The sequence below is a fragment of the Streptacidiphilus neutrinimicus genome (assembly GCF_000787815.1).
In the GTDB taxonomy this organism is placed as follows: Bacteria; Actinomycetota; Actinomycetes; order Streptomycetales; family Streptomycetaceae; genus Streptacidiphilus; species Streptacidiphilus neutrinimicus.
The window spans coordinates 22,887-46,045 of record NZ_BBPO01000049.1; the positions used below are offsets into that span (position 1 = coordinate 22,887).

Annotated in this window: 27 protein-coding genes and 1 pseudogene; 9 read left to right on the forward strand and 19 right to left on the reverse strand. The window is 70.7% G+C overall.

The genetic code is table 11. The annotated features are described in order from the left end of the window. Nucleotides 1-34: 34 nt before the first annotated feature. Nucleotides 35-727, reverse strand: coding sequence for a DUF6215 domain-containing protein (locus tag TR48_RS26695; RefSeq protein WP_042371879.1), 693 nt, complete (start codon nucleotides 725-727; stop codon nucleotides 35-37). A 203-nt stretch (nucleotides 728-930) separates the two neighbouring features. Between TR48_RS26695 and TR48_RS26700 the strand changes: the two genes are divergently transcribed. Then, nucleotides 931-2,463 (forward strand): UDP-N-acetylglucosamine 1-carboxyvinyltransferase, encoded by a 1,533-nt coding sequence (locus TR48_RS26700; RefSeq protein ID WP_042371880.1) that lies wholly within the window; start codon nucleotides 931-933, stop codon nucleotides 2,461-2,463. Nucleotides 2,464-2,601: 138 nt separating this feature from the next. Here TR48_RS26700 and TR48_RS26705 read toward each other — a convergent pair whose 3' ends face one another. The 8 genes from TR48_RS26705 to TR48_RS26740 form a co-directional block, all read right to left on the reverse strand. Further along, complete coding sequence (locus TR48_RS26705) at nucleotides 2,602-2,781, reverse strand: DUF5990 family protein (RefSeq protein WP_052443057.1); 180 nt, start codon at nucleotides 2,779-2,781, stop codon at nucleotides 2,602-2,604. Between the two features lie 17 nt (nucleotides 2,782-2,798). Further along, on the reverse strand, nucleotides 2,799-3,512 hold the full coding sequence (locus TR48_RS26710) for an alpha/beta hydrolase (RefSeq protein WP_052443058.1): 714 nt from the start codon (nucleotides 3,510-3,512) through the stop codon (nucleotides 2,799-2,801). 87 nt (nucleotides 3,513-3,599) lie between these two features. Further along, entirely contained in the window at nucleotides 3,600-4,154 is a 555-nt protein-coding gene (locus TR48_RS26715; RefSeq protein ID WP_042371881.1) for a Clp protease N-terminal domain-containing protein, read from the reverse strand. A 2-nt stretch (nucleotides 4,155-4,156) separates the two neighbouring features. Continuing rightward, nucleotides 4,157-4,432 carry a hypothetical protein gene (locus TR48_RS26720; protein ID WP_042371882.1) on the reverse strand — a complete coding sequence of 92 codons (276 nt, stop codon included), beginning with the start codon at nucleotides 4,430-4,432 and terminating at the stop codon, nucleotides 4,157-4,159. A 95-nt stretch (nucleotides 4,433-4,527) separates the two neighbouring features. After that, nucleotides 4,528-5,355 carry an ABC transporter permease gene (locus TR48_RS26725; RefSeq protein ID WP_042371883.1) on the reverse strand — a complete coding sequence of 276 codons (828 nt, stop codon included), beginning with the start codon at nucleotides 5,353-5,355 and terminating at the stop codon, nucleotides 4,528-4,530. 74 nt (nucleotides 5,356-5,429) lie between these two features. Continuing rightward, nucleotides 5,430-6,323, reverse strand: a complete 894-nt coding sequence (locus TR48_RS26730; protein ID WP_042371885.1) for an ABC transporter ATP-binding protein — start codon at nucleotides 6,321-6,323, stop codon at nucleotides 5,430-5,432. Then, a complete protein-coding gene (locus TR48_RS26735) occupies nucleotides 6,320-6,778 on the reverse strand; it encodes a MarR family winged helix-turn-helix transcriptional regulator (RefSeq protein ID WP_042371887.1) in 459 nt (152 codons plus the stop codon). The genes TR48_RS26730 and TR48_RS26735 overlap by 4 nt, the downstream gene beginning before the upstream one ends. A 109-nt stretch (nucleotides 6,779-6,887) precedes the next feature. Further along, on the reverse strand, nucleotides 6,888-7,532 hold the full coding sequence (locus TR48_RS26740; protein ID WP_042371934.1) for a LysE family translocator: 645 nt from the start codon (nucleotides 7,530-7,532) through the stop codon (nucleotides 6,888-6,890). Between the two features lie 168 nt (nucleotides 7,533-7,700). On the opposite strand from TR48_RS26740, the gene TR48_RS26745 reads away from it, so the two are divergent. The 5 genes from TR48_RS26745 to TR48_RS46425 all read left to right on the forward strand — a co-directional run bounded on the left by TR48_RS26745 (nucleotide 7,701) and on the right by TR48_RS46425 (nucleotide 10,553). Next, nucleotides 7,701-9,062, forward strand: coding sequence for an aminotransferase-like domain-containing protein (locus tag TR48_RS26745; protein WP_042371936.1), 1,362 nt, complete (start codon nucleotides 7,701-7,703; stop codon nucleotides 9,060-9,062). Between the two features lie 152 nt (nucleotides 9,063-9,214). Then, nucleotides 9,215-9,427: a hypothetical protein gene (locus TR48_RS26750; RefSeq protein WP_042371889.1), complete on the forward strand. Its 213-nt coding sequence runs from the start codon at nucleotides 9,215-9,217 to the stop codon at nucleotides 9,425-9,427. Beyond that, nucleotides 9,427-9,636, forward strand: a complete 210-nt coding sequence (locus TR48_RS26755; protein ID WP_042371891.1) for a hypothetical protein — start codon at nucleotides 9,427-9,429, stop codon at nucleotides 9,634-9,636. Before TR48_RS26750 ends, TR48_RS26755 begins: the two co-directional genes overlap by 1 nt. Before the next feature lie 88 nt (nucleotides 9,637-9,724). Continuing rightward, nucleotides 9,725-10,183 carry an LLM class flavin-dependent oxidoreductase gene (locus TR48_RS46420; protein WP_268873603.1) on the forward strand — a complete coding sequence of 153 codons (459 nt, stop codon included), beginning with the start codon at nucleotides 9,725-9,727 and terminating at the stop codon, nucleotides 10,181-10,183. Then, nucleotides 10,110-10,553: an LLM class flavin-dependent oxidoreductase gene (locus TR48_RS46425; protein WP_268873604.1), complete on the forward strand. Its 444-nt coding sequence runs from the start codon at nucleotides 10,110-10,112 to the stop codon at nucleotides 10,551-10,553. Before TR48_RS46420 ends, TR48_RS46425 begins: the two co-directional genes overlap by 74 nt. A gap of 41 nt (nucleotides 10,554-10,594) precedes the next feature. On the opposite strand, the gene TR48_RS26765 is transcribed toward TR48_RS46425, so the two are convergent. From TR48_RS26765 to TR48_RS26775, 3 genes are all read right to left on the reverse strand, one after another. Beyond that, nucleotides 10,595-11,788: a cation:proton antiporter gene (locus tag TR48_RS26765; RefSeq protein ID WP_063771072.1), complete on the reverse strand. Its 1,194-nt coding sequence runs from the start codon at nucleotides 11,786-11,788 to the stop codon at nucleotides 10,595-10,597. 152 nt (nucleotides 11,789-11,940) lie between these two features. Continuing rightward, on the reverse strand, nucleotides 11,941-12,351 hold the full coding sequence (locus TR48_RS26770) for a Zn-ribbon domain-containing OB-fold protein (RefSeq protein WP_052443060.1): 411 nt from the start codon (nucleotides 12,349-12,351) through the stop codon (nucleotides 11,941-11,943). 179 nt (nucleotides 12,352-12,530) lie between these two features. Next, nucleotides 12,531-13,316: a TetR family transcriptional regulator gene (locus TR48_RS26775; protein WP_042371893.1), complete on the reverse strand. Its 786-nt coding sequence runs from the start codon at nucleotides 13,314-13,316 to the stop codon at nucleotides 12,531-12,533. 122 nt (nucleotides 13,317-13,438) lie between these two features. On the opposite strand from TR48_RS26775, the gene TR48_RS26780 reads away from it, so the two are divergent. The 3 genes and pseudogenes from TR48_RS26780 to TR48_RS26785 form a co-directional block, all read left to right on the forward strand. Continuing rightward, the gene (locus TR48_RS26780; RefSeq protein ID WP_439654496.1) at nucleotides 13,439-14,590 is read left to right on the forward strand and encodes an acyl-CoA dehydrogenase; all 1,152 of its coding nucleotides are present in this window, start codon (nucleotides 13,439-13,441) and stop codon (nucleotides 14,588-14,590) included. Between the two features lie 341 nt (nucleotides 14,591-14,931). Continuing rightward, complete coding sequence (locus TR48_RS43625; protein ID WP_161789912.1) at nucleotides 14,932-15,084, forward strand: hypothetical protein; 153 nt, start codon at nucleotides 14,932-14,934, stop codon at nucleotides 15,082-15,084. A 593-nt stretch (nucleotides 15,085-15,677) separates the two neighbouring features. Then, a pseudogene (locus tag TR48_RS26785) lies at nucleotides 15,678-16,016 on the forward strand (zinc-binding dehydrogenase); the annotation flags it as partial. 162 nt (nucleotides 16,017-16,178) lie between these two features. Here the strand turns inward: TR48_RS26785 and TR48_RS26790 are convergent. From TR48_RS26790 to TR48_RS26815, 7 genes are all read right to left on the reverse strand, one after another. Further along, nucleotides 16,179-16,667, reverse strand: a complete 489-nt coding sequence (locus TR48_RS26790) for a VOC family protein (protein WP_052443061.1) — start codon at nucleotides 16,665-16,667, stop codon at nucleotides 16,179-16,181. 623 nt (nucleotides 16,668-17,290) lie between these two features. After that, nucleotides 17,291-17,746 carry a universal stress protein gene (locus TR48_RS26795; RefSeq protein WP_042371895.1) on the reverse strand — a complete coding sequence of 152 codons (456 nt, stop codon included), beginning with the start codon at nucleotides 17,744-17,746 and terminating at the stop codon, nucleotides 17,291-17,293. A 103-nt stretch (nucleotides 17,747-17,849) separates the two neighbouring features. Beyond that, nucleotides 17,850-18,608, reverse strand: coding sequence for an SDR family oxidoreductase (locus tag TR48_RS26800; RefSeq protein ID WP_042371897.1), 759 nt, complete (start codon nucleotides 18,606-18,608; stop codon nucleotides 17,850-17,852). Between the two features lie 251 nt (nucleotides 18,609-18,859). Next, complete coding sequence (locus TR48_RS40925) at nucleotides 18,860-19,264, reverse strand: nuclear transport factor 2-like protein (RefSeq protein ID WP_084729791.1); 405 nt, start codon at nucleotides 19,262-19,264, stop codon at nucleotides 18,860-18,862. Nucleotides 19,265-19,993: 729 nt separating this feature from the next. Further along, entirely contained in the window at nucleotides 19,994-20,713 is a 720-nt protein-coding gene (locus TR48_RS26805; RefSeq protein WP_042371899.1) for an SDR family NAD(P)-dependent oxidoreductase, read from the reverse strand. 1,052 nt (nucleotides 20,714-21,765) lie between these two features. Next, complete coding sequence (locus TR48_RS26810; RefSeq protein ID WP_052443063.1) at nucleotides 21,766-21,963, reverse strand: helix-turn-helix domain-containing protein; 198 nt, start codon at nucleotides 21,961-21,963, stop codon at nucleotides 21,766-21,768. Further along, nucleotides 21,960-22,526, reverse strand: coding sequence for a Uma2 family endonuclease (locus TR48_RS26815; protein ID WP_052443070.1), 567 nt, complete (start codon nucleotides 22,524-22,526; stop codon nucleotides 21,960-21,962). The genes TR48_RS26810 and TR48_RS26815 overlap by 4 nt, the downstream gene beginning before the upstream one ends. Nucleotides 22,527-23,159: the final 633 nt, after the last annotated feature.

Here is a 23,159-nt window from a genome sequence, read left to right on the forward strand (position 1 = left end):
GGTCACCGCCCCCTTCCTCATGCGCCCCGCTGTCTCACGTTCCCCCGACCCAGCCCGGCGCGGCAGGCAGCACCTCCTGGGCGATCCGTAGCAGGGACGCGGCGTCCGGCGTCGTGCCGTCCTGGCGCCAGACGGCGAGCTCGAAGCTGCCGCCGCCGTCCTTGGCCGATTTCGCCACGACCAGGTGCCGGGCGATGCCCCCGGCACGAGTGCCGCCTGCCTGGTCGCCGCCGAAGGTGATCTCCATCGTGCGGTCCGCGTAGGTCAGGGCCGCATGGCCGAGCACCGTGGTCGGCTGGACCGAGTCCGTGACGGCCGCCAGCGCCTTGACCGAGATGTTCTGGTTGTCGGTCAGCCGCACGTTGTAGGTCCCGAGCTGCACCTCGGCGGCGGCGTCGCTCTCCGTGGACCCGTTGGGATAGGTGAAGGTGCTCCCCGCGGACTGCGCGAGTATCACGTGCTCGCCCGGCGCGCCGAGCAGCACCGGCAGGTCCGGCTGGTTGAGGGCCGCGCACAGGGCCGGGTACTCGGCCGCGTCGGAGGGCTTGCGCGCCTGGCAGCCCGCCGGCCTCCCCGCCCCCGCCGCGTCCGTCGGCTTGCGGAACACCCCCAGACCCCACATCGCCCCGAGCGCGACCGCGCCCAGACCGAACGCCGCCACCACCTGGAGCGCCACGTTGACGCCCTTGGCGGATCTCTCTCCGCCCTCGATCGATTCGTCGACCATGTCGTTGTTCCCCCCTGGACACAGCTGTCTGCACCGCGTGCAGGCCGCGTGATCTTAGCCCACTCGGGGGAGCGGGCGGGCCGTCGTGCGATGAGAGATCGTCAGAGTACGTACCGTCCGGGGTTCGTGTACGCCCGGCCACGTCCCTCTGATGGCGCAACCGGCCGTGCTTCGCATCTCAGATCTGAGATAGTGTGAGCCGTGTGACTGACGACTACCTCGTACGCATCGGCAAGCTCATCCGTACCGCCCGACAGCACAAGGGCCTGACTCAGGCCGAACTGGCGGAGGCGCTGACCACCAGTCAGAGCGCCGTGAACCGGATGGAGCGCGGTCAGCAGAATCTCAGCCTTGAGATGATCGCCCGAATCGGTGAGGCGCTCGACAGCGAGATCGTCTCCCTCGGGTACGCCGGGCCGATGCACCTGCGGGTCACCGGCGGGCGGCGCCTCACCGGCGCGATCGACGTGCGCAGCAGCAAGAACGCCGGCGTCGCCCTGCTGTGCGCGTCGCTGCTCACCACCGGCCGCACGACGCTGCGCCAGGTCGCGCGGATCGAGGAGATCTACCGCATCCTCGAGGTCCTGACCAGCATCGGCGTCAAGGCACGCTGGATCAACAACGGCAACGACCTCGAGCTCACCCCGCCGGCCAGGCTCGACCTCGACGCCATGGACGCCGACGCCGCGCGTCGCACCCGCAGCGTGCTGATGCTGCTCGGCCCGCTGATGCACCTGGAGCCGCACTTCAAGCTCCCCTACGCGGGCGGCTGCGACCTCGGCACCCGGACCGTCGGCCCGCACCTGGCCGCGCTGCGCCAGTTCGGCCTGCGCGTCAACGCGACCGACGGCCACTACCACGCCGACGTCGAGCCCGGCGTCGCACCCGGCCGCGCCATCGTGCTGACCGAGCGCGGGGACACCGTCACCGAGAACGTGCTGCTCGCGGCCGCCCGCCACCCGGGCGTCACGGTCATCCGCAACGCCAGCCCGAACTACATGGTCCAGGACCTCTGCTTCTACCTGGAGCGGCTCGGCGTCAAGGTCGAGGGCATCGGCACCACGACGCTGACCGTCCACGGCGTGGAGAAGATCGACAGCGACGTCGATTACGCCCCCGCCGAGGACCCGGTCGAGGCGATGAGCCTGCTGGCCGCGGCCGTGGTCACCTCCTCGGAGCTGACGATCCGCCGGGTGCCGATCGAGTTCCTTGAGATCGAGCTCTCCGTGCTGGAGGAGATGGGCCTCGACTACGACCGCAGCGAGGAGTACCTCGCCCGCAACGGCCGCACCCGCCTCACCGACCTGACGATCCGCCCTTCCAAGCTGACCGCGCCCGCGGACAAGATCCACCCGATGCCGTTCCCCGGCATCAACATCGACAACGTGCCCTTCTTCGCCGCGATCGCGGCGGCCGCGCACGGCGACACGCTCATCCACGACTGGGTCTACGACAACCGCGCGATCTACCTCACCGAGCTCAACCGCCTCGGTGCCAACGTCAAGCTCCTCGACCCCCACCGCGTCCTCGTCCAGGGCCCGACGACGCGCTGGCGCGCCTCGGAGATGATGTGCCCGCCCGCCCTGCGCCCCGCCGTGGTCGTCCTCCTCGCGATGCTCGCCTCCGAGGGCACCTCCGTGCTCCGCAACGTCTACGTGATCAACCGCGGCTACGAGGACCTCGCCGAACGCCTCAACTCCATCGGCGCCCGGATCGAGACCTTCCGCGACATCTGACCACCAGCGCGGCCCTTGCAGCAGGAGCGGCCCTCGGCCGACCCGCCGAGGTTCGGCTGGCTCCGCTCTCAGGCCGGCTCGGCCGCCGAGGCGGTTCTGGACGTAGGGGCCGCGGAGTTCGCCGTCCGGGGTGAAGGTTCAGTCGAAGGCCCAGCGGGCGGCCTCGGCGTCGCCGGGCTGGGGGTCGAGCAGCTCGGCAGGCCGGTCTTTGCGCTGGACGGCGACCTCGATCCCGCTCACCCCGGGGAAGACCGGCCCCGGAGCGCAGTCGCGGCCCGGGAGCGTGTAGGCGTCGATGCGCAGTTGCAGGTTCTGCATGCTGCCAGAGACCACTGTCAGCGGCGGCCCGACCAGAGGGGGAGGCGCAAGTCGAGGCCGTCGATGTCGGAGCCCGTGCGTGCGAGCGACTTGGCCACCGGGTCCGGGAACGGCCACGCGCCGAGGAGGGCACCGGTCAGCAGCGTGGTGAGGCGGTGCCAGGTCGGCGCGCGGCGGACCATCGCGTGGTCGCTGCCCGGGATGACGCAGCGAGCCGCCTGCGCGCCGGCCATCCGGGCGCGCGCGGCGAGGTCGAGGGACTCCGCCGGGGACGTCACCCGGTCGTGGTCGGAGTGGATGACCAGCACGCGGCGGTCGGCGAGGTGCTCGACGGGCTCGCCCGGCGGGCACCAGGGCGCGAGCGCGACGACCCCGGCGACGGACGCGTGCCCGCCGACGCGCAGGGCGGCGCGCCCGCCCATGGAGTGGCCCAGCAGGACCACCGGCACACCCGGACCGACCAGCCCGACCAGCTCCGCGAGCGCCTCCTCCGCGTCCATCGCCGCGTCCGCCCGCTGGCCGTTCCAGCCCCGGCAGCGGTACCCGACCTCGGCCACGCCCAGCGCCTCTCCGAGCGGAGACCGCAGCAACGCCCGCTCGAACGGGCGCATCCGCTGGAGAGGCGGGTTCAGCCACGACGGCGGCTCGAGCCCGTGCTCCTCCCCGCCGTGCATCACGAGCACGACCCCGACGGTCGGCGGCACGGGGTGGTGACGCCAGATCAGCGACACGGTGCGGGCTCCCTCGGTTCGGCGGCTGTGCCGGGTGCGGCGGCTGTGCCGTAGAGCCTACGTGGCCCGCGCCGCCCGGCGGACGCCTCAGCCCTCGGTGATCCGGGACAGCAGCGCGGGCCGCAGCGCCGCCGTGTTAACGTCCAGTGCGGTCAGGACCGCCAGAGCGGTCGTGCGCTCCGCGTCGTCCCCGCCGACGGCGAGGATGCCCAGCAGCATGTGCTCGGTGCCGAAGCGCTCGTGCCCGAGTGCCTTCGCCTCGCGCAGCGTCTGCTCCAGCGCGGCCTTGGCATGCGGGGTGTAGGCCGGGCGCGGGAACTGGAACTTCCCCTCGCCGAAGCTCTCGTCCGCGCGGCGCCGGATCTCCGCGACGTCGATGCCGATCGACGCGAGCGCGTCGCTCGCGGGGCGGCCGCCGGTCGCGTCGACGCCGGCCTCGGTGAGGAGACGGACGGTCACCTCGCGGGTGCGGTCGGCGTCGACGCCGTGGGCGGCGAGGACCGAGCCCGCGGCGCTCTCCGGATCGGCGGCGAGGCCGAGCAGCAGGTGCTCGGTCCCCATGAAGTCGTGGCCGAGGGCGATCGCCTCGTCCTGGCCGACGACGATGGCGCGCTTGGCGCGGCCGGTGAAGTACTCGAACACTCTCAGCTCTCCTTGCCCGTGGCCTTGCGCCTGCTCGCATGCTTCTCGTGCACGGACTGCCGGCTCACCTGCAGCGCCGACGCGATGCTCTGCCAGGTCCAGCCCTGGTCGCGCGCGTTGTCGACGTGCAGACGCTCCAGCTCCTCCAGCAGTCGGCGCAGCGCGACGACGGCGCTCAGCCCGACGGCCGGATCCCTGGCCGTGACCTGTCCCAGCAGGTCGGCGGCAGCTCCCGCGCCCTCGGCGGACCGGGCAGCGGACTCCTCAGGAACTCCCATGGCTGTCAGGTTAGCCTGACAGCCATGGCGCGTGTCAAGGAATCCTGACACGCGCCATGCGCGGGGAAGGGAGGTGGTCGGTGTGGTGCGGGGGGCTACTTCGCCAGGCGGCCGAGCAGCAGCGAGGCGGCCGTCACCCCGAGCGCCGCCGAGAAGGCGAGGACGCCGAAGTCCAGGCCCAGATGGGCGTGGATGCCCAGCAGCAGGCCGCGCAGCGCGTCGACCTCGTAGCTGAGCGGATTGGCCTTGCTGATCGCCTGCAGCCAGCCCGGCATCACCGCGACGGGGTAGAGCGCGTTGGAGCCGAAGAAGAGCGGCATGGTGATGGCCTGGCCGATGCCCATCAGCCGGTCGCGGGTCAGCACGATGCCGGCGATCGTCATGGACAGGCAGGAGAAGAACGCGGACCCGAGCACGACGATCACGGCGACGCCGAGCAGCCGGAGCGGGTTCCAGGTGAGCGAGACGCCCAGCACCGCCGCGATGACCACCACGACCAGCGCCTGGATCACCGACTTCACGCCGGCCGCGAAGGCCTTGCCGGTGACGAGCGCGGCCCTGGGTGTCGGGGTGACCAGCAGTTTGGTCAGGACGCCGGAGTCCCGCTCCCAGATGATCATGATGCCGTAGAAGATGGCGATGAACATCGCGGACTGGGCGATGATCCCGGGGGCCAGGTAGTCGAGGTACGGGATCCCGCCCGTGGGTATCGCGTGGATCCGGGTGAAGGTCTCACCGAAGATCAGCAGCCACAGCGCCGGCTGGATGGCCCGGGTGTAGAGCTCGGTCCGGTCGTGGCGCAGCTTCTGCAGCTCGACCGTGCACATCGCCCCGACGCGCGCGAGCACCAGCCGCCAGGCCGTGCGCGCGGGCGGCGGCTTGAGCAGCAGCCGCAGCTGGACCGGTTGCGGACCGGCGGCCAGAGTGGCCGCCGGTCGCGGTCACAGTCGTGGTGCCGGTCGTCGGGCCGGACGCGCCGGTCTCGGCGGGGTCGGCCTCAGCGGAGACGGGCGGCGGAACGGGTGCGGCGGACATCGCGGAAATCCCCTCCCTCGTCGGGTCGGTCGGCACCGGTCAGGCCGGCGCCGGCATGGTGGCGGAAGACGTCCTCCAGGCTGACCCGGTCCGGGTCGACCCCGAGTTGTGCGGCCAGTTCGGCACGGAGCTCACCCGGCGCGCCCATGGCCTGGATCCGGCCGCGGTGCATCAGCGCGAGCCGGTGGCAGTGCTCGTCGGCCTCGTCCATGTAGTGCGTGGTCACCAGGACGGTCATCCCGGTCCCGGCGCGGACCTGGGCGATGCAGTCCCAGACGCTCGCGCGGGCCAGCGGGTCGAGGCCGATGGTCGGCTCGTCGAGGATCAGCAGGCGCGGCGCGCTGACCAGGGCCTGGGCCAGCTCCAGTCGGCGGACCATGCCGCCGGAGTAGGTACCGGCGAGCCGCCCGGCCGCCTCGGTGAGGTCCACGGCCGTCAGCGCCTCGTCCACGCGGTCGCGGCGTTCGGACCGCGGCACGTCGAAGACCCGGGCGAAGAGCTCGACGTTCTCACGGCCGGTCAGGCCGCTGTCGGCGGACAGCTGCTGCGGGACGTAGCCGAGCAGTCGGCGCACCTGCATGCGCTTGCGCGCGCAGTCGAGGCCGAAGACGCTGATCTTCCCGGCGGGGACGGGCAGCAGCGTGGTGATCGCGCGTATCGCCGTGGTCTTGCCTGCGCCGTTCGGGCCGAGCAGCCCGAACACCTCGCCCTGGGCGACCTCCAGGTTCAGGCCGTCGACCGCGCGCGTGTCGCCGAAGGAGTAGGTGAGGTCGGTGCAGTGCAGGGCGGGCTCGGCGGCCGCGTCGGCGGTGGCGGCGTCCGCGGCGGCCGGGCCTGCGGCGGGTGCGTCGGTCATGGCGTGGCCTCCTCGCGCAGTCCTTCGGCCAGGCGGCGCAGCGCGGGGAGCGCGGCGGCGAGCGCCTGGTGGTCGGCGTCGTCCAGTCGTCCCAGCTGGTCGGCGAGGAGCGCGCTGCGTCGCGCGTCCCAGTCGGCGAGGCGGGCGACCGCTTCGGGCTCGGCGTGCAGGCGGGCGGCGCGGCCGTCCTTGGGGTCCGTCTCCCGGCGCAGCAGGCCGGCCTTGGTCAGTTGGTTGACCAGCGTGGAGACGGAGTTGTCGGCGAGGAACAGCTCCTGCGCCGCCTCGGAGACCCGCAGGCCGGGCTGGGCCGCGACCAGACGCAGCAGCTCGATCTGCGCCCCGCGCAGCCGTGGCAGCTCGAGCCCGGAGCGCAGTCGCCGCCGCACCAGCCGCTGGATCGCGGGCAGCAGCTCCGCGAGCTCGGCGGAGGGATCGGGGTTGTCGGTGTTCACCCCTCCATTACCTCTCAATGAGAGGTAATAGTCCAGAGGGCCGGAGCAGGAAGATCGCTACGCGGTGCGCGGTGCGCGCCGTGGCAGTCGGCTCCCGGGGAGCGGGCGGCTAGGCTGCGACGGCCTTGGCGCGGTCGGCGGCGATGTGGACGGCGAGGCCGGCCAGGACGGTGCCCATGGCGTAGCGCTGGACCTTCACCCAGACCGGACGTCGCGAGAAGAACGACGCGATGCTTCCCGCGCCCATCGCGATCAGCGCGTTGCCGGTCAGGGCGATCGCGATCTGCGTCAGGCCGAGCAGCAGCGACTGCTCCGCGACGTGGCCGCGCGACGGGTCCACGAACTGGGGGAGCAGGGAGACGTAGAGGACGGCCAGCTTCGGGTTGAGCAGGCAGGTCAGGAAACCCATGGCGTAGAGGCGGCGGGGGGAGTCGGGCGGCAGCGGCTGCGGCGCGAAGACCGCGGTCCCGCCCGGCTTGACCGCCTTCCACGCCAGCCAGAGCAGATAGGCGGCGCCGGCCAGCTTGATCACGGTGTAGAGCACGGGCACGAGCGTGAAGACGGTGACGATGCCCGCCGTCACGGCCACGAGGTAGACCAGGAAGCCGGTGCCGACGCCCATGAGCGAGATCAGCCCCGCGCGCCGGCCCTGCACGATCGACCGCGAGACCAGGTAGATCATGTTCGGTCCGGGGGTGAGCACCATCCCCAGGGCGACGGCGGCGAGGCCGAGTTCCGCGTGCAGGCTGATCAGATCCATGGCACCGAGGCTAGGGTGGGCGGCAGGTCGGTGCAATACTGGTATTACCCTCGGTGCAATCGCGGGGAGGCGGCTTCGGAATGCGGCCTAGGCATGCAGCCGGGGAGCGCGGCCGGGGAGTTGGGCCGAGGCATGCGGCGCCTGGAACGGAGCGTGGCCCTGGTGGACGACTACCGCCTGTTCGCGGACGAGATCGCGAACGCCATCGCGGCGGGCCGGCTGCAGCCCGGCGAGCGCCTGCCGACCCAGCGCGCCTTCGCGCGCCGACGCGGCATCGCCGCGTCCACGGCCGGGCGCGTCTACGCGGAGCTGGTGCGGCGGGGCCTGGTCGTGGGCGAGGTCGGCCGCGGCACCTTCGTCCGCGCCGCCGCCGGGCTGCCCGGCGCGGGGCTGCCGCTGAGCGAGCCCTCCCGCGCCAGGGTCGATCTGGAGCTCAACTACCCCGTCGTGCCCGGGCAGTCGGCGCTGCTCGCCACCGCCCTGACCCCGATGGTGCGCCCGGACGCGCTCGACGCCGCCCTGCGGCCGAGCCGAGCCGAGGGCACGCCCGCCGCACGCTCGGCCTTCGCCGCCCTGCTCGCTGCGGACGACCCCGGGCTGCCGGAGGGTGGTTGGCTGCCCGAGCCGGAGGCGCTGCGGTTCGCGGGCAGCGGCCGCCAGGCGCTCGCCGCCGTCCTCGCGGCGCTGGTCGCGCCCGGACAGCGGCTGGGCGTCGAGGAGTTGACGTATCCGGTGGTCAAGGCCACCGCTCAGCGCCTCGGCATCGTGCTGGTGCCGATCGCGCTGGACGGCGACGGCCTCGATCCGGACGCGCTCGCCGCCGCCCACCGAGCGGCGCCGCTGCGCGCGGTCTACCTCCAGCCCCGCGTCCACAACCCGCTCGGCGTCACCATGCCGCCGCAGCGCCGGGAGCGGCTGGTCGAGGTGCTGCGGCGGCTCGACCTGACCGCCGTCGAGGACGCCGTCTGGGCGTTCCTCCGGCCGGACGTGCCGCCGCTCGCCGCGCTCGCGCCCGAACGGATCGTGCTGGTCGACAGCCTGTCCAAGCGCGTCGCGCCCGGCCTGAGCACCGGGTGCGCGGTGGTGCCGCGCGCCTTCCGGGAGCAGGTCACCGCGTCGCTGCGGGCGGGGAGTTGGCTGCCGAGCGGCTTCGCCCTGGAGGCGGCGTTCCGCTGGATCGGCGACGGCACGGTGGCGCGCATCGGCGCGGCCAAGCGCGCCGATGCCACGGAGCGGCAACTCGTGGCACGCGAACAGCTTCCTGACGCGCTCCTGCGCGGCGATCCCGGGTCGTACTACTGCTGGTGGGAGCTGCCGCCCGGGTGGCACGCCGAGACCTTCGTCGCGGCCGCGGCCCGCGAGGGCATCGGCCTCACCCCAGCCGCGGCCTACGCCGTCGGCCCGCGCATCCCGCGCGCGGCCGTCAGACTCGGCCTCGCCTCGCCGCCGCTCCCCGTCCTCGCGGAGACCCTCGCGACCCTCGCAACCCTCGCGCGCAGTACACCGGACGTGCACATGGCATGACGCTCCGTGACATGCCCGCCTACGCTGCCCAGGTGACGACCTCCGACAGCGCCCTCGCAGTCGACGCCGCCCTTCGCCGATTGGATGCGGCGGTCACGCACGACAATCCCGAGCAACTGGGGTCCGCATAAACCGAGTTGACCGTGCTGTCTGTGAGCGCGCTGAACGCCCACGCCGCCCGGCTCGGCCCTCACCTCGTCCGGCAGCCGCGGTCCCTGCCCGCGTGGCACGCGGCCGCCTACGCCGAGCTGGTGGGCCAATCGGCGGACGGCGGCGCCGACGCCCTCGTCTGCGCGCCGCCGGTGCTGCGGGGGCTGCGCAGGCTGCGGGAAAGCCTGCTGGGGGCAGAGGAGTTGCTGATCTGATGCTCGGGTCGCGTCGGTTCGGGGAGGAGGAGCCTCCGGAGCCCGCGGCCGTGCCCGACCCCGACCTCCAGGCCCGCCTCGACGAGTCCTGCCCCGACCTCTGGCACTCCTCCTACCTCGGCTGGCTGGCCCTGCACCGCTGGTCGGCCGCCGCCGTGCCGATCCTCGCCGACGCGCGGGGCCTACGGGGACGTGCGGCCGCTCCGTGAGCCGTCCGACGGCGGGTGACGTCGATCTGTCGTCCCTGTGCCCTCAATTCCCGTGCGCCGACGACCCGGTTCTGTTTGGCTGGCCCGCATGGATCACGGCATCGTCGTCTTCAACGGGTGCGGCGTGAGCCCCGTCCGGATCGCGCGGGAGGTCGCCGAACGCGGCTTCGAGTCGCTGTTCTTCCCCGAGCACACGCACGTCCCGGTCGCCAGCCGTCGGCCGGACGGGCGTTCGGCCGAGGGCTACGCCCACTCCTACGACCCGTTCGTCGCGCTCGCGGCGGCCGCGGCGGTGAGCGCGACGCTGACGATCGGCACCGCGGTGTGCCTCGTCACCCAGCGGGACCCGATCACGACGGCCAAGGCCGTCGCCAGCCTGGACCAGCTCGCCGACGGCCGGTTCGTCTTCGGCGTCGGCGCCGGGTGGAACCGGGCTGGAGCTGGCCAACCACGGCACCGACCCGCGCACCCGGATGGCGCTCCTGGCCGACCGGGTCCACGCGATGCGGGTCGCCTGGGCCGAGGACGAGGCCGAGTACCACGGTGAGCACGTCGACTTCGACCCGCTGTGGTCCTGGCCCAAGCCCGTGCGGCGCCCGCACCCGCCGGTGCTCGTCGGCGGCAACGGGCCGGGGGTGGAGGACCGGGTGCTCGCCTTCGGGGACGGGTGGATGCCCCAGTGCGCGCCGCTCGCCTCGGTGGAGGAGCTGGCCGGCCGCGCGACGCGACTGCGCCTGCGGGCGGCGCAGGCCGGACGGGAGCGGCCGTCGGTTACGCTGTTCGGCGTCCCGAACGACCCGGTGCTGGTCAAGCGGTTCGCGGAGGCGGAGGTTGACCGCTGTCTCTTCCCGGTCCGTGCGGACGACGAGGGCGAGCTGCTGAAGCAACTCGACGAGGCGGCGGCGCTGCTCGGGTGAGGCGTGCTCGTGGTGGCCCGTCCGGCTGATGCCGAGATCGCTCAGCCTGGCCCTGGCCGCGCGGTCGCGGCCTGGGCCGACGGCGGGGTCGGTGGCGGTGGGGGAGTCGTGGGCGCGTTGCGGGCGGCGATGGCCCCGGCGGCCGTCGCGGCGGCGACGGAGACGAGGGCGCCGAGCAGCAGCGCCGCCGACTCGCCCGGACGCAGCAGGTGGAGCTGGGTGCCCAGCGTCGCGGCCGCGACCGGAACGCCCAATTGCGCCGAGGCGAGGACGCCGTGGCTGAGCGGCTGGCCGGTCAGGCGCATCGAGGCGTGGGCGAGGATCGTGGCCGCGCCCAGGAGCAGGCCCAGCACGATCGCGGACGGGTGGCTGCCGAGCTGACGCAGGTCCAGGGAGGCGCCGAGCCAGACGAAGAAGAGCGGTCCCAGGAATCCCTCGGTGAGCGCGAACAGCTGCCGGGCGAGCCGGCGCGGCTCGCCGATCGCGGCGACGACCAGCCCGAACGAGAACCCCGCGAGCATGATGGAGACGTGGGTGTGCGTCGCCAGCGCGGCGAGCGCGAACACGATCGCCAGACTGATCCGCAGCTCGATCGCGAACTTGCGCTCTTTCGAGAGCCGGTGGAGGCGTCGATGCCACCCTCGCCGCTCCGCCTCACGCAGCGCCAGGAACAGCAGCACCGCGCAGCCGAGCACCGCCGCCGCGCCGAGCGCGGAACGCGCCGCATGGGCCGGGTCGACGGCCAGGGGCAGCGCGACGATGCACGCGGTGTCCGCGACCGCGATCTGCGGCAGCAGGGCCAGCACGGACGGCCCGCCGAGGTGCAGCGCGTCGATGATCGGCAGGATCAGCGCGGCAGAGGACGACGCGATCAGCACCGCGTACAGGGCGGTGTGCCCGGTGTCGAACCCCCGCGAGAGCGCGAAGGCGGGCACCACGCCGACCGCCGCGACGGCGACCGCTCGCAGCAGGCCCTTGAGCAGTCCGCTCCGCAGCGCCCTGTCCCGGACGGGGACGTGCGCGCCCGCGACGAACATGATCAGCGCGAAGCCCATGTCGGCGAGGAAGGCGAAGGTCTTGTCCCCGGAGTGCAGGTACCCCGCGAAGGTCGGACCGAGCAGTACGCCGGCCGCCAACTCGCCGATGACGACCGGGACCCGCCAGCTCGCGCGCAGCGCGATCAGCGGGCCGAGCATCCCGGCCACCATGATGACCGCCAGGGTCGAGAAGTCCACGCGCCGTCACCCTTCACCGCTGCTCCGCCCGGGGAAGCGTAATGCGCCGCAGGCCCCGCCGGGGTCGGCCCGCGCCGGGGGTCGGGGTCAGACCGAGCGGGGCCAGGGTCGGCCCGCGCCGGGGGTCGGGGGCAGTCCGAGCGGGGCTGCGGTCAGGCGCAGGCGCGGAAGACCGGCAGGTGGGTGTGCGGGGCCGGGGGAGCCAGGCGCACCCGGGTGCCCTCGGGCACGGTGCCCGGCAGCGCGTCGTCGAGGGACGCCTGCACGGTGAAGCCCTCCTCCATCACGACCAGGCAGATCGTCTCACCGTCGGTGTACTGGCGGTGGCGCGGCGTCAGCAGCCGGTGCACGATGCCGGAACCGGCGCTGGCCTGCTCCTGCAGCTCCGACGAACCGCAGATCGGGCAGAGCAGGGTGGCGCGTCCGGTGGCCGAGCCGCACCAGCCGCACCGGTGGTAGCGCAGGACGGGCGCGGACTCCTCGTCGCCCGTGGGGGCGGCGGCGAGGGGCTGCGTCGACAGCAGGGTGAGCGACGAGGACGGAGCAAGGGTGGAAGAGGGCATGAGGGCTCCAGTGAACGGGGTGGTGGGGTCGTTCAGCGGCGCAGTGCCGGTTCGACTGTATGGCACTCAGTGCCCCACGTAAAGGCACTCAGTGCCCTCCCCTTTCGGGCCCTCCCCGCCGGCTCCCCTTCGGGCCCCTCTCCGGCGCCCCTCCGGTCCCGTTCGGGTCCCGGTCCGGTCTACTGCCCGAGTGCGCCCTCGACGTCCTTGACGACCTGCCACAGCGGAGTGCCCTTGCGTGCGAGCAGTACCACGACCTGCTCGTCCTGGTCGCTTCGCCCGTTGTCGCCGTCCGCCCGCGCCGTTGCGGTGGCGGCGCCCGCGCTCCCGTCCGCCGGGACGCCTGTAGACGGACCTGCGGACGGGCCGGCCGGGGAGAAGGCGCGGGCGACGTAGCCGAGCGCCTCGTCCATCGCCGCCTGCACGTCGCCCTCGCCGCCCGCGCGCAGCCAGGTCCGCAGCGCGTGGTTGTGCGCGGCGACCACCGCGGCCGCCACCACGTCCGCGCGCAGCGCCCCGTCGGCCTGTTCCGCGCCGCGCCTGCGCAGGTGCTCCGCGAGGGCGCGCTCGTAGCGCCACACCACCGACAGCTCGTGCGCGCGCAGCCCCGGGACCTCGCGGGTCAGCCGGTAGCGCTGCACGGAGAAGAGCGGATCGGCCGCGTACATCCGCAGCACCAGCCGGGACGCGTCGCAGACCTGGGCGACCGGGTCGCCGTCGAGGGGTGCGGTGCGCAGGAACTCGGTCATGTCGACCAGGCAGCCCTCGTGGTCGGGGAAGACCACGTCCTCCTTGGAGGGGAAGTAGCGGAAGAACGAGCGGCGTCCGACCCCGGCCAGCGAGACGATGTCGTCGATCGTGGTCTGCTCGAAGCCGCGGTCGAGAAAGAGCTGGAACGCGGCGTGGACCAGCGACTCCCGCATGGTCGGCTTGGCGTCGTCCCCGGTGCTCACAGCTGCTGCCATGTGCAGAACGTAACACCAGACAGGGGTCCGGAGCTCCCCCAGGATGGCACTGAGTGTGCATAATCGAGGGTACTGAGTGCCATACGGGTGCCGAGGGGCGCCGACAGATCTCGGGAGCGAACGTGAGCGCAGATTTCGACCTGTTCCAGATCTCCGAGGAGCACCAGATGCTCCGGGAGACGGTCCGGGGCCTGGCCGAGGCGAAGATCGCCCCGTTCGCCACCGAGGTGGACGAGCAGGCTCGCTTCCCCCAGGAGGCGCTCGACGCGCTCGTCGCTTCCGACCTGCACGCCGTCCACGTCCCGGAGGAGTACGGCGGCGCGGGCGCCGACGCGCTCGCCACCGTGATCGTGATCGAGGAGGTCGCGCGCGTCTGCGTCTCCTCCTCGCTGATCCCGGCGGTGAACAAGCTCGGCTCCCTCCCGGTGATCCTCTCCGGCTCCGAGGAGCTCAAGAAGCAGTACCTCGCCCCGCTGGCCAAGGGCGACGCGATGTTCTCCTACTGCCTCTCCGAGCCGGACGCCGGCTCCGACGCGGCCGGCATGAAGACCCGCGCGGTGCGCGACGGCGACGACTACGTCCTCAACGGCGTCAAGCGCTGGATCACCAACGCGGGCGTCTCCGAGTACTACACGGTCATGGCCGTGACCGACCCCGAGAAGCGCTCCAAGGGCATCTCCGCGTTCGTCGTCGAGAAGGGCGACGAGGGCGTCTCCTTCGGCGCGCCGGAGAAGAAGCTCGGCATCAAGGGCTCGCCGACCCGCGAGGTCTACTTCGACAACGTCCGCATCCCGGCGTCCCGCATGATCGGTGCCGAGGGCACCGGCTTCGCCACCGCGATGAAGACCCTCGACCACACCCGCATCACCATCGCCGCCCAGGCCCTCGGCGTCGCCCAGGGCGCGCTCGACTACGCCAAGGGCTACGTCAACGAGCGCAAGCAGTTCGGCAAGGCGATCGCCGAGTTCCAGGGCATCCAGTTCATGCTCGCCGACATGGCCATGAAGCTCGAGGCCGCCCGCCAGCTCACCTACGCCGCCGCGGCCAAGTCCCAGCGCGTCGACTCCGACCTCACCTTCTTCGGCGCCGCGGCCAAGTGCTTCGCCTCCGACGTCGCCATGGAGGTCACCACCGACGCCGTCCAGCTCCTCGGCGGCTACGGCTACACCCGCGACTACCCGCTGGAGCGCATGATGCGCGACGCCAAGATCACCCAGATCTACGAGGGCACCAACCAGGTGCAGCGGATCGTGATGGCGCGCAACCTGCCGTAGGGTGAAAGCGCAGGTCAGCGGCCTTATAGCGCCAGATTGCACCACCAGGACAGGCGCCCTTCCGACCCCGGAAGGGCGCCTGCCTGCGTAGATCCGTGAGATCTACGAGGGCACCAGCCTGGTCCCTTGTTTCATGTGGGTTGGCGTTCTTGTGTCAGTGCAGGTCAGCGGCCTGCCCGACGTGCGGCCAAGGGGGGTTGAGTCGATATCAGGGCACGGCTGAAGCCGTCGTGTTGCGTGTATGTTGCGTGGGAGGTGGAGCACAGGTCGGGGACAACCACCGAAGGTCCTAGGGGCTTGCTGCTGCGGGTCGGATGTCGGGCGGGAAGTGACTACGGAAAGTGACCTTCCTCAAGTCCTCTACAGTGCGGCTCGGGGAGGCCAAGGCTCTCGTCGAGGAGCGTCAGATCGTAATTCCCGACGCCACGGGCGAGGCCATTAAGGACTGGCGGCGCGTGATCGAGTACGCCAAACGGCAAGATGCCCCAGGCTGAATCGAAGGTCCGACGAGGGCCGCTGATGCCGTGTTCCCCGGCGGCGAGCTGAGCGCCCGGCATGTACAGAGAGTGACTGTTGGCCAGCCGGGATCTGGCGGGGGCGGCAGGTATCAGCATGGGTCGTCGACGCCTCCGGGGCGGCTCCAGAGGTCGACAAAGGTTCTGCTGTCTGTGCCGTGCTTCGCTGCCGAAGCTGGGCTGACGGTCGTGTGTTCTAGAGGTCGAGCACGATGTCGGTCAGCGGTCGTGAGCAGCACAGCAGGACGTTTCCGGGGGTCGCCCCCGTGCCCGGCGAGATCACCCTGCCCGTCGCCGTCGACGTTCAGCCGGCGTACCCGGCTGGGACCGGTCACGGGACGTTTCCACACACCTGTGTGCACGGTCTTGCCCTGCCAGCCCACGTCCTGGGGCCTGCTGACGTTCACCGACACCAAGGTGGCCATCCGGCCACCCCCGTTCAGGCGGGAGCAGTAACAGATGCCAGGCTAGCCGCCCCGAGCCGCCGTGCAACTTTCGGGCTCCTGCCGAACCGAAGACACTGGCGAAGTGAGCCATGGTGATCCCGCCCGTCGCACCTGCCGGGCGGACCACTGCAGGCCGACCGACTGGAGGACGTCGGCGAGGTTGACCTGGTCTTCGACATGATCGGCGACGAGATTCAGGAGCGGTCGGTCGAGCTGGTTCGGGCCGGAGGCACGCTGGTGACCATCGCCGCGCCGTCCTCACATCAGCCCCAGGGCGGACGAGTGGTGTTCTTCGTCGTGGAATCCGACCGAGCCCGGCTGATCGAATTGGCACAACGCGTTCGGGATGGACGGCTCAAGCCGATCATCGGCGCCGTCAGACCGCTGAATGAGGCTCCCGCAGCATTCGGTCCCGGCCCACGAACCCGCGGCAAGACCATCATTCAGGTCACCGACGCCCAGTAGCCGAGCGCCGCGGGGGCGATCCGAGGTGGAGTATTCAGAGCGCCACCAGCCACTGGAGGTGGAAGGCCACCGATCCGCGTTCCGATGGGCCGACCGTCGCGCCCGCACAGCGCGACCCCCAATCTTCCCTCGGCGCGGTTGCCGAGACGGCGTGGACCACCGTCACAATGCGTAGACCCGTGCAATGATCCGGCTGCGTGGGACTTGATCCGGTCCAGGGTGGCTCACCGCCACCGTTACACCGCTCGGATCACGGCCCTCGACCCAGACGAACCCGTCGGTCTCGTGGGTGCCGATGTAGGCGTGCCGATCCTTGAGAACCTGCTCGCAACGCTGCAGTTCGGCCTGGCTCGGGGCTGTCCAGAACATGGAATGGATGCCCACTCCGCTGACGTGGGCAGCCTGGCTGCCGAGCGAGCGTAGGAATAGCTGTGAGCCGTCGGCGCCGACCAGCAGGGCGGCGGTGTCGGTGGCTGCGGATACCTCCAGATCCAGGAGTTGGCGGTAGAAACCCACCGCCTCATCCAGATGGAAGACGTTCAGGACGACTGACGCAAGCCGCATGCTGTGCACGTCCGCTTCGTGAACGTCGTCAGGCCCGCGGCGCCGTGGTTGCGCGGCGGAATCAGCCGGAGTCGTCTCGGGCTCCACGAGAACCTCCTGGTTCGCCACCACTGGGCGGCAACGCGCACTATCGGCCGCACACCCGTACCGGCATGCGTGTCCGTCGGACCGTCGTGCGTTCAAGCGGACGGTCACCCCGAACGTCCCGGACGACGAATCACAAGGTCGTCCACAACTAGTGATGAGTGTGGCATATCAGGCATCAGGGACGGTGTATGCGGTAGCGCGGCTGTGGCGTTTCGGGCGATCTGCCTTGGGTCGGCCGTCGCCGGCAGCGTAGGGCCGCGAGCGTCTCGGCGGGCCGCTCTTCGGATTGAGTCGAGGCCCGATCCGGCTGTGTCCCGCGTCGTTGATGGGGAGGCCGACATGGCGAACGGAAACGCAGGCTTCGGCAGTAATACAGCTTGCCATGGGGCAGCTGATCGCCGATACACGCCGATCGCGGGGCGGACCGATCGGCGATCTCCGCACCGCCTCCCGCCCCGAGGACCTCTCCGTCGGGCGCCACCCTGGGCACGGGTGCTGACCTGCCGCATCCGGACGCGTTCCGGCCGGGCGACGCCTCACCTGTCCGGAACGATGTCGGCCGTGGGTGTCGAGCAACAGTGCGTGTCCGCTTCAGCGGGTCAGCGGGTCAGCGGGTCAGCGGGTCAGCGGGTCTGCGGGTCGCGGACGACGACGATGGGGCAGGTGGCATGGTGGGTGAGGTGCTGCCCGACGGAGCCGAGCAGGGCTTCGGAAAATCCGCCGTGCCCACGGTTCCCCACGACCAGCAACCCGGCGCCGTTGGCTTCGTCCAGGAGTACGCCGGCCGGATGGCCCTGAACAACTCGGGTTCGGATCTCGATGACCTGATCAGTCCCGAGAGCCTCATCGATGGTTGCGGCGAGGATGTCGCGGGCGCTGTCCTCCCAGTCGAACGAGGGCTCTCCGGGCGGGGACCAGCCGGTCCAGTTGTGCGGGAAGTCCCAGGCGATCGCGGCCACAAGGGCGTATCCGGTCAGTTCGGCCTGCCAGACGGCCCAGCGCAGGGCAGCCTTCGAGGGTTCGGAACCATCGACGCCGACCACGATGAGTGGGGCTTGTATCGCAGTCGTGTCGCTCATTGCGTACCTCCGTATCCGCTGCCGACGTTCATCACATCAGCCTGTGTGCTTTCCACTGTTTCCGGCAGCCGGCGTGGCTGCCACTCCACCGGTTGACGTCTTCTCAGAAGACGAGCTGTTGCCCTCCGTCGATGTCGTAGGTGGCTCCGGTGAGTGCCGTGTTGGCCATGAGATGGACAGCGAGCGCGGCGACGTCGGCAGGGGTGACGACGCGGCCGATCGGGAGCCTTTCGGCGAGCTCGGCGCGGCGCCCCTCGAGTCGGTCTTCGAGCACCGCCGCCGACAGCGGAGTGTCGACGAATCCAGGCGCGATGGCGTTGACGCGGACGGGTGCGATCTCCAGCGCCAGCGCGGCGACGAACAGGGGCATCACGGCGCTCACGGCGGAGGCGATGCCGATGCCAGGTGCGACGCGGCGCGAGCCGGCGTCACCCATGAAGATCAGCGTGCCCCCGGGCCTCATCTTGCCGACAGCGTTGCGCGTGACCTCGAGCCCCAGTTCCACATGACCGCCGAGGGCGTCGCGCAGGTGCGGCGAGTCCACCTCGAGCAGTGGGCCGTAGTGTGGACCCCCGGCTGTCACCATCACATGGTCGATCGAACCTGGCAATTCCTGGAAGAACCGCTTCAGGGCGGCGACGTCGGTCGCGTCGAAGGCTGCCGTTTGTCGCGCGCCGACTGCGCTGGCCGCCTGCGTGAGTCGGTCGGGATTACGGCCGGTGAGGACGACCTCGGCGCCCTCCGCTCGGGCGCGTCGAGCGGTCTCGAATCCGATTCCCGAGCTTCCGCCGATCAGGACGACGATCTGGCCGAGGAGTTCGGGTCCGTGCCTGGCAGAAGCGCTGTGGGTCGTGCCAGTCATTCGCGCTCCTCATGGATCGCTGCTGTGCGTGAACATGCCTTGGTGATGGGCTCCTCGTCACCGAGCGCGGTCGGCAACGGAAGGTGGCCGGTGCAGGGCTCTCTGAGGTGGGTCGGTGGTCAGCCGGCGCGCGAGCCCGGTGACGTTGGGGTCTCGGCCTGTCGAGCATCAGGACCTCGTGCAGCAGCCGAGGACCCGCATCGTGGTGACACCGCCCCCGGCTTCCCGCAGCTTGGCCGCGTATCGCTCGATCAGTCCCTCGTGATGGTTCTGCCTGGCATCGGCTCCGCGAGTTCCGTTCGCCATTCGGGCGCGCCGAAGGCGTCGGCGAAGTACTGGGTCTCGTGGACAACATGCTCGTGGTCGAATTCCATGATGCTTACCGAATAACTGGGCACACCGTCGTACGTGATCAGGCACTCACTCACCCACAGACTCCCGCCGCCGGTGATTCGCCGAACTGTGAAATGGCGGTTCGCGGGGTGTCCGCCGCGCTGGGCCGAAATCGCCGGACGGCCTCGGAATCGCTCGCCCGACTGCGGGTAGTCGAGGATCGCGTCAGCGGCGTACACAGCATGTTCGGCTTCGGTGTCCCCACGTTCCGATGCTCGCCAGTGTTCTTCGACAGCGGCTCTGGTACGGGCGTCCGGATCCATCAAGGCGCCTCTCTCCTGAACTTCCGAGGTTCCACCGCAACCGCCCAGATTTCATCGTAGGCGTGCGCGCAATCCTGCGCATCGGGACGGTGTCCCGTAGTGGTCGCAGAGCCTTCCGTGGACGAGTTGCCTGATCTGAAGCCCGGTATATCGTGGTCGTCTTCACGGGCGCTCGTCGGTGATCGAGCAAGATCCCGGCCGACGTTCAGGCGGGCGGGAGGCGGATCGGGGGGAGCCTTCTCATCCGACGTCATCGTGTTGTCCCGTCGGCGATCCATGGGCGCCGATCCCGAGGGCACGGAGCCGGTCCATTCCGAGAACCCAGAACTCGAAGCGACGAGATCTTCGTACTTTGGGGACAACTGTTTGTTTCGTACTTCCGCGAGCCAGGCGATAAACGAGGAGGCCGCCGCAACCGACACCCCCGCCAACGGGTCGGGACGGCTGGTCCTGTCGGCCGCCGCGGTCCGCCGCAGGCGTCGCGCGCTGCGCCTTCTCGCGCCCGTCACCGTCCCGCGTCCGGCTCGGGATGAGTGCGACTCGGACGTGTTGCTTGTACGCAACGTCCGGTGCGGAGCCTGTTGTGAACTTCGACCGAGGGGAGGCGGCCGGGCTTGAGGACGGGGATCGGACGTCGCCACCGTGCCGACAGGAGCGGACAGCGAGATTGCCCGAACCGGTAGCAGACCGAGACAACCGGGATGCCGGGCGCCGCGCGGTGGTGAGCTGTCAGTGGCCCGCGCTCTGGCCACCGTCCACGTGCAGGATCTCGCCGGTGACGAACGGCGCGTTCTCCAGGAACATCACCGCGTCGACCACATCACGGATCTCGCCCATGCGGCCGAGCGGATGGAGCCGCGCCAGAGCCTCGCGGTCGGCATCGACGTTCGGGAACGTGTCGATCACCCCGAGCGAGACGGCGTTGGCGCGGATGCCTTGCGCCGCGTACTCAATGGCCAGGCCCTTGGTGGCGGCTTGCAGACCGCCCTTGGTGAGCGAGGCCAGCAATGCCGGGGCTGCGGACTGCGCGTGGTCGACGAGGCTTGTTGTGACCTGGACGATGTGGCCGCCGCCCTGGGCGATCATGTGCGGGACCGAGAGCTGGGTGATGTGGAAGAAACCGCCGATGTTGACGGCGGTGACCACCTCGTAGTCGTCCTCGGTGTAGTTGCTGAAGGGCTTCCCGATGAAGCGGCCGGCGTTGTTGACCAGGGTGTCGATCCGGCCGTAGCGGTCGAGTGCGGCCGCGACGACGCGTTCGGCGGCCTTCCGATCGGCGACATCGCCCTGGACCGTCAGCAGATCGGCCTCGTCGGAGGAGGCGATGGTGCGTGAGGCGGCGACGACGGCGTACCCGAGTCGGCGATAGGCCTCGACCAGACCTGCGCCGATGCCCTGCGAGGCACCCGTCACAATGGCGACTTTGGGGAACTCCTCGGCCTTGTCCATGTCCTGAAGCTATCAATGTGCAAGGAAGCCACAACTCGAACACGACCGGCGGACCTTGCGCCGGCGCAGGCGGGAGGCCGGATGTGACCCGACCCCCTTTCTCCCGCACGTTCCACTATGACCGAGCACACCCCCGAAGACACCCGCGCCCTGGACAACGCCGAGCGAATCCTCGGATTCAGTCTCGGGCCGCTTGTCGACCCGCGGCCGTCCGAGCCGGAACCCTGTGGTCGGACGGGACGTCAGCCAGCCTTGGCCCGGTTGGGCGCCGGGCGCGCTGGGCAAGTTCGAGCCGGTTACTGACTGCGACATGCGAGCCGGTCGAGGAGCGGCGAACGATGGCAGGCTGTGCGTACTCCCACCTCCTGACGTTGCGTCAGTGTTGCGTGGGAGGGCCGAAAGCCATGGCAGGCAGTGCGAACTCATGAAGGGAGTTCGCGCAGGTCAGCTAGGCTGCACAGGGCAAAGCCCCAGGTGGCCCGGCTGTACCTCCAAGGCCACCCAGATCTACGAGGGCACCAACCAGGTCCAGCGCATCGTCATGGCGCGCAACCTGCCGTAGGGATTAAAGCGCAGGTCGGAGACCTGATCGTGCTACCAGAGCAGGCGTCCTTCCGAGCCCGGAGGGGCGCCTTCCTGCGTAGATGTACGACATCTACGAGGGCCCGGTAGAGCAACTCCTGACTGCTTCTGCATGATCCTGACACTTGTAGCAGGTCAGCGGCTTGCCGTGATCCGGCTTTCCGGCCCTGCTCCCTTGCTGTGTGGGTCTTGCGAGTACGGCTGTTGCGCATATGTTGCGTCAGAGGAGCGCGGGGCCTTATCCATCTCCCGTCAAATGTCGCTGACGCCGCGTTCGCCAACCTCGAACTGAGAGCCGCAGCATGCACGGAGAGTGAGATCCGACTGGGTCCGGATCTGCTCCGACGCAGTAGAGGGAGGACGCACGACGTGCGTGCGGGCCCATGCCGACGGCCGCTCGGGTTGATCGCCGGATGGCAGGTCTGGGACGCGATCCAGGGGGCGCGGCCGGCGATCGTACCGCCGCCTGCTCAGTGGGGGACCAGGGTCAGCGACAGCTCGGTGCCCATGGCCTGTGCGAGTCGCAGCAACATGTCCACCGTGGGGCTCGCCTCGCCGCGTTCGATGCGGGACACGACGGCCTGTGTGGTTGCTGCGGCTGTCGCGAGCCGGGCCTGGGACCAGCCCAGTTCCATGCGTCGCTCGCGCACGAGCTCGCCCGGGGTCATTGCTCCTCCGGTGCGTACAGGGGCAGCTCGGAGGTGTCGATGGTCCATGCGCCGATGGGGATCTTGTCGCCGAACTTGTAGTGCAGGCGGTTCGCGTACTCCTCGCCGACCGGGTCCCACAGGTGGACGCAGGTGCCGTTGCGGGGGTCGACGATCAGGTAGTGCTCGATGCCCATGGCCGGATAGTCGCGGGTCTTGGCCTCGTAGTCGTTCTCGGGATTGGAGCGGGAGACGACCTCGACGGCGAGCAGGATCTCGCGGGGGTCGACGCGGTCACCCTCGGAGTCGAGGGAGGACTCGGGCAGCACGAGGACGTCCGGGCGGCGCAGTGAGCCCAGGGCCTCGCTTTCAGCGTCCCCGATGTTGGACGCGATGAGAGGCGCGGGGATCTGCCGGTTGAGTTGCCGGGCGATGCGGAACGCGGCCAGGTCGTGTCGCTTGGCCGGGCTCATCATCATGATCACCTGACCGTCGGCGATCTCGAAGCGCCCGGAGAAGCCTGCCGGCGGCTCGAAATGCTCCGCCAGCTCACGCAGGTGCCGGTAGGTCTGCGCCGTCTCCATGGCCATATCTTATCAGGCATAGGAATGCTCGCGGAGTCCTCCGCGGCGTCGCGGACGACTGTCCTGCCAGGAGGATCCTGGCTGTCGTCCTGGCGCCGATGCCCGGCGTGGGCGTCAGGACCAAGCACCTGCGGCGCCGGCACTACGTCAGCGAACCACCATCGTGACCGGCTCGCCGACGGATTCTCGAAGTGCTCGAAGAAGTTCCGGATGGTCGCCGGGTCGCCGGGTCGCGTCGATCGTGATGTGGCCGTCGGCCGGGATCCTGGGTGGCCCGGTCCAGTCTTGTGGCGTGGCGGGCTGCCTGGATGAAGGTGCGGGAGCGGTGGTGGTCGACGCCGACGCGGGGCCACTCCCATCTGGGGATGGCCTGCCACGCCTCGGGTGTCGGGGGATTCGCATGTGCTGGGCACGAACACCATCCCTGCCCTCGCGCGACGGCTGGCGCTAGCGCAAGCCCAAGGGGCGGTCGTGACGGCGCTCCTGTGATCAGGTGGTGTTCGGTGTCGGATTCCGCCGCTCGGCCGCTGTGTTCTCTGTGGGGCGACGGCTTGGGACAAGGCCCTGGGTGGGATCCACTTGTAGAAGGCGTCTCCGCGTAATCGCAGCTCCTCGTAGAGGCGCGTGGTGAGT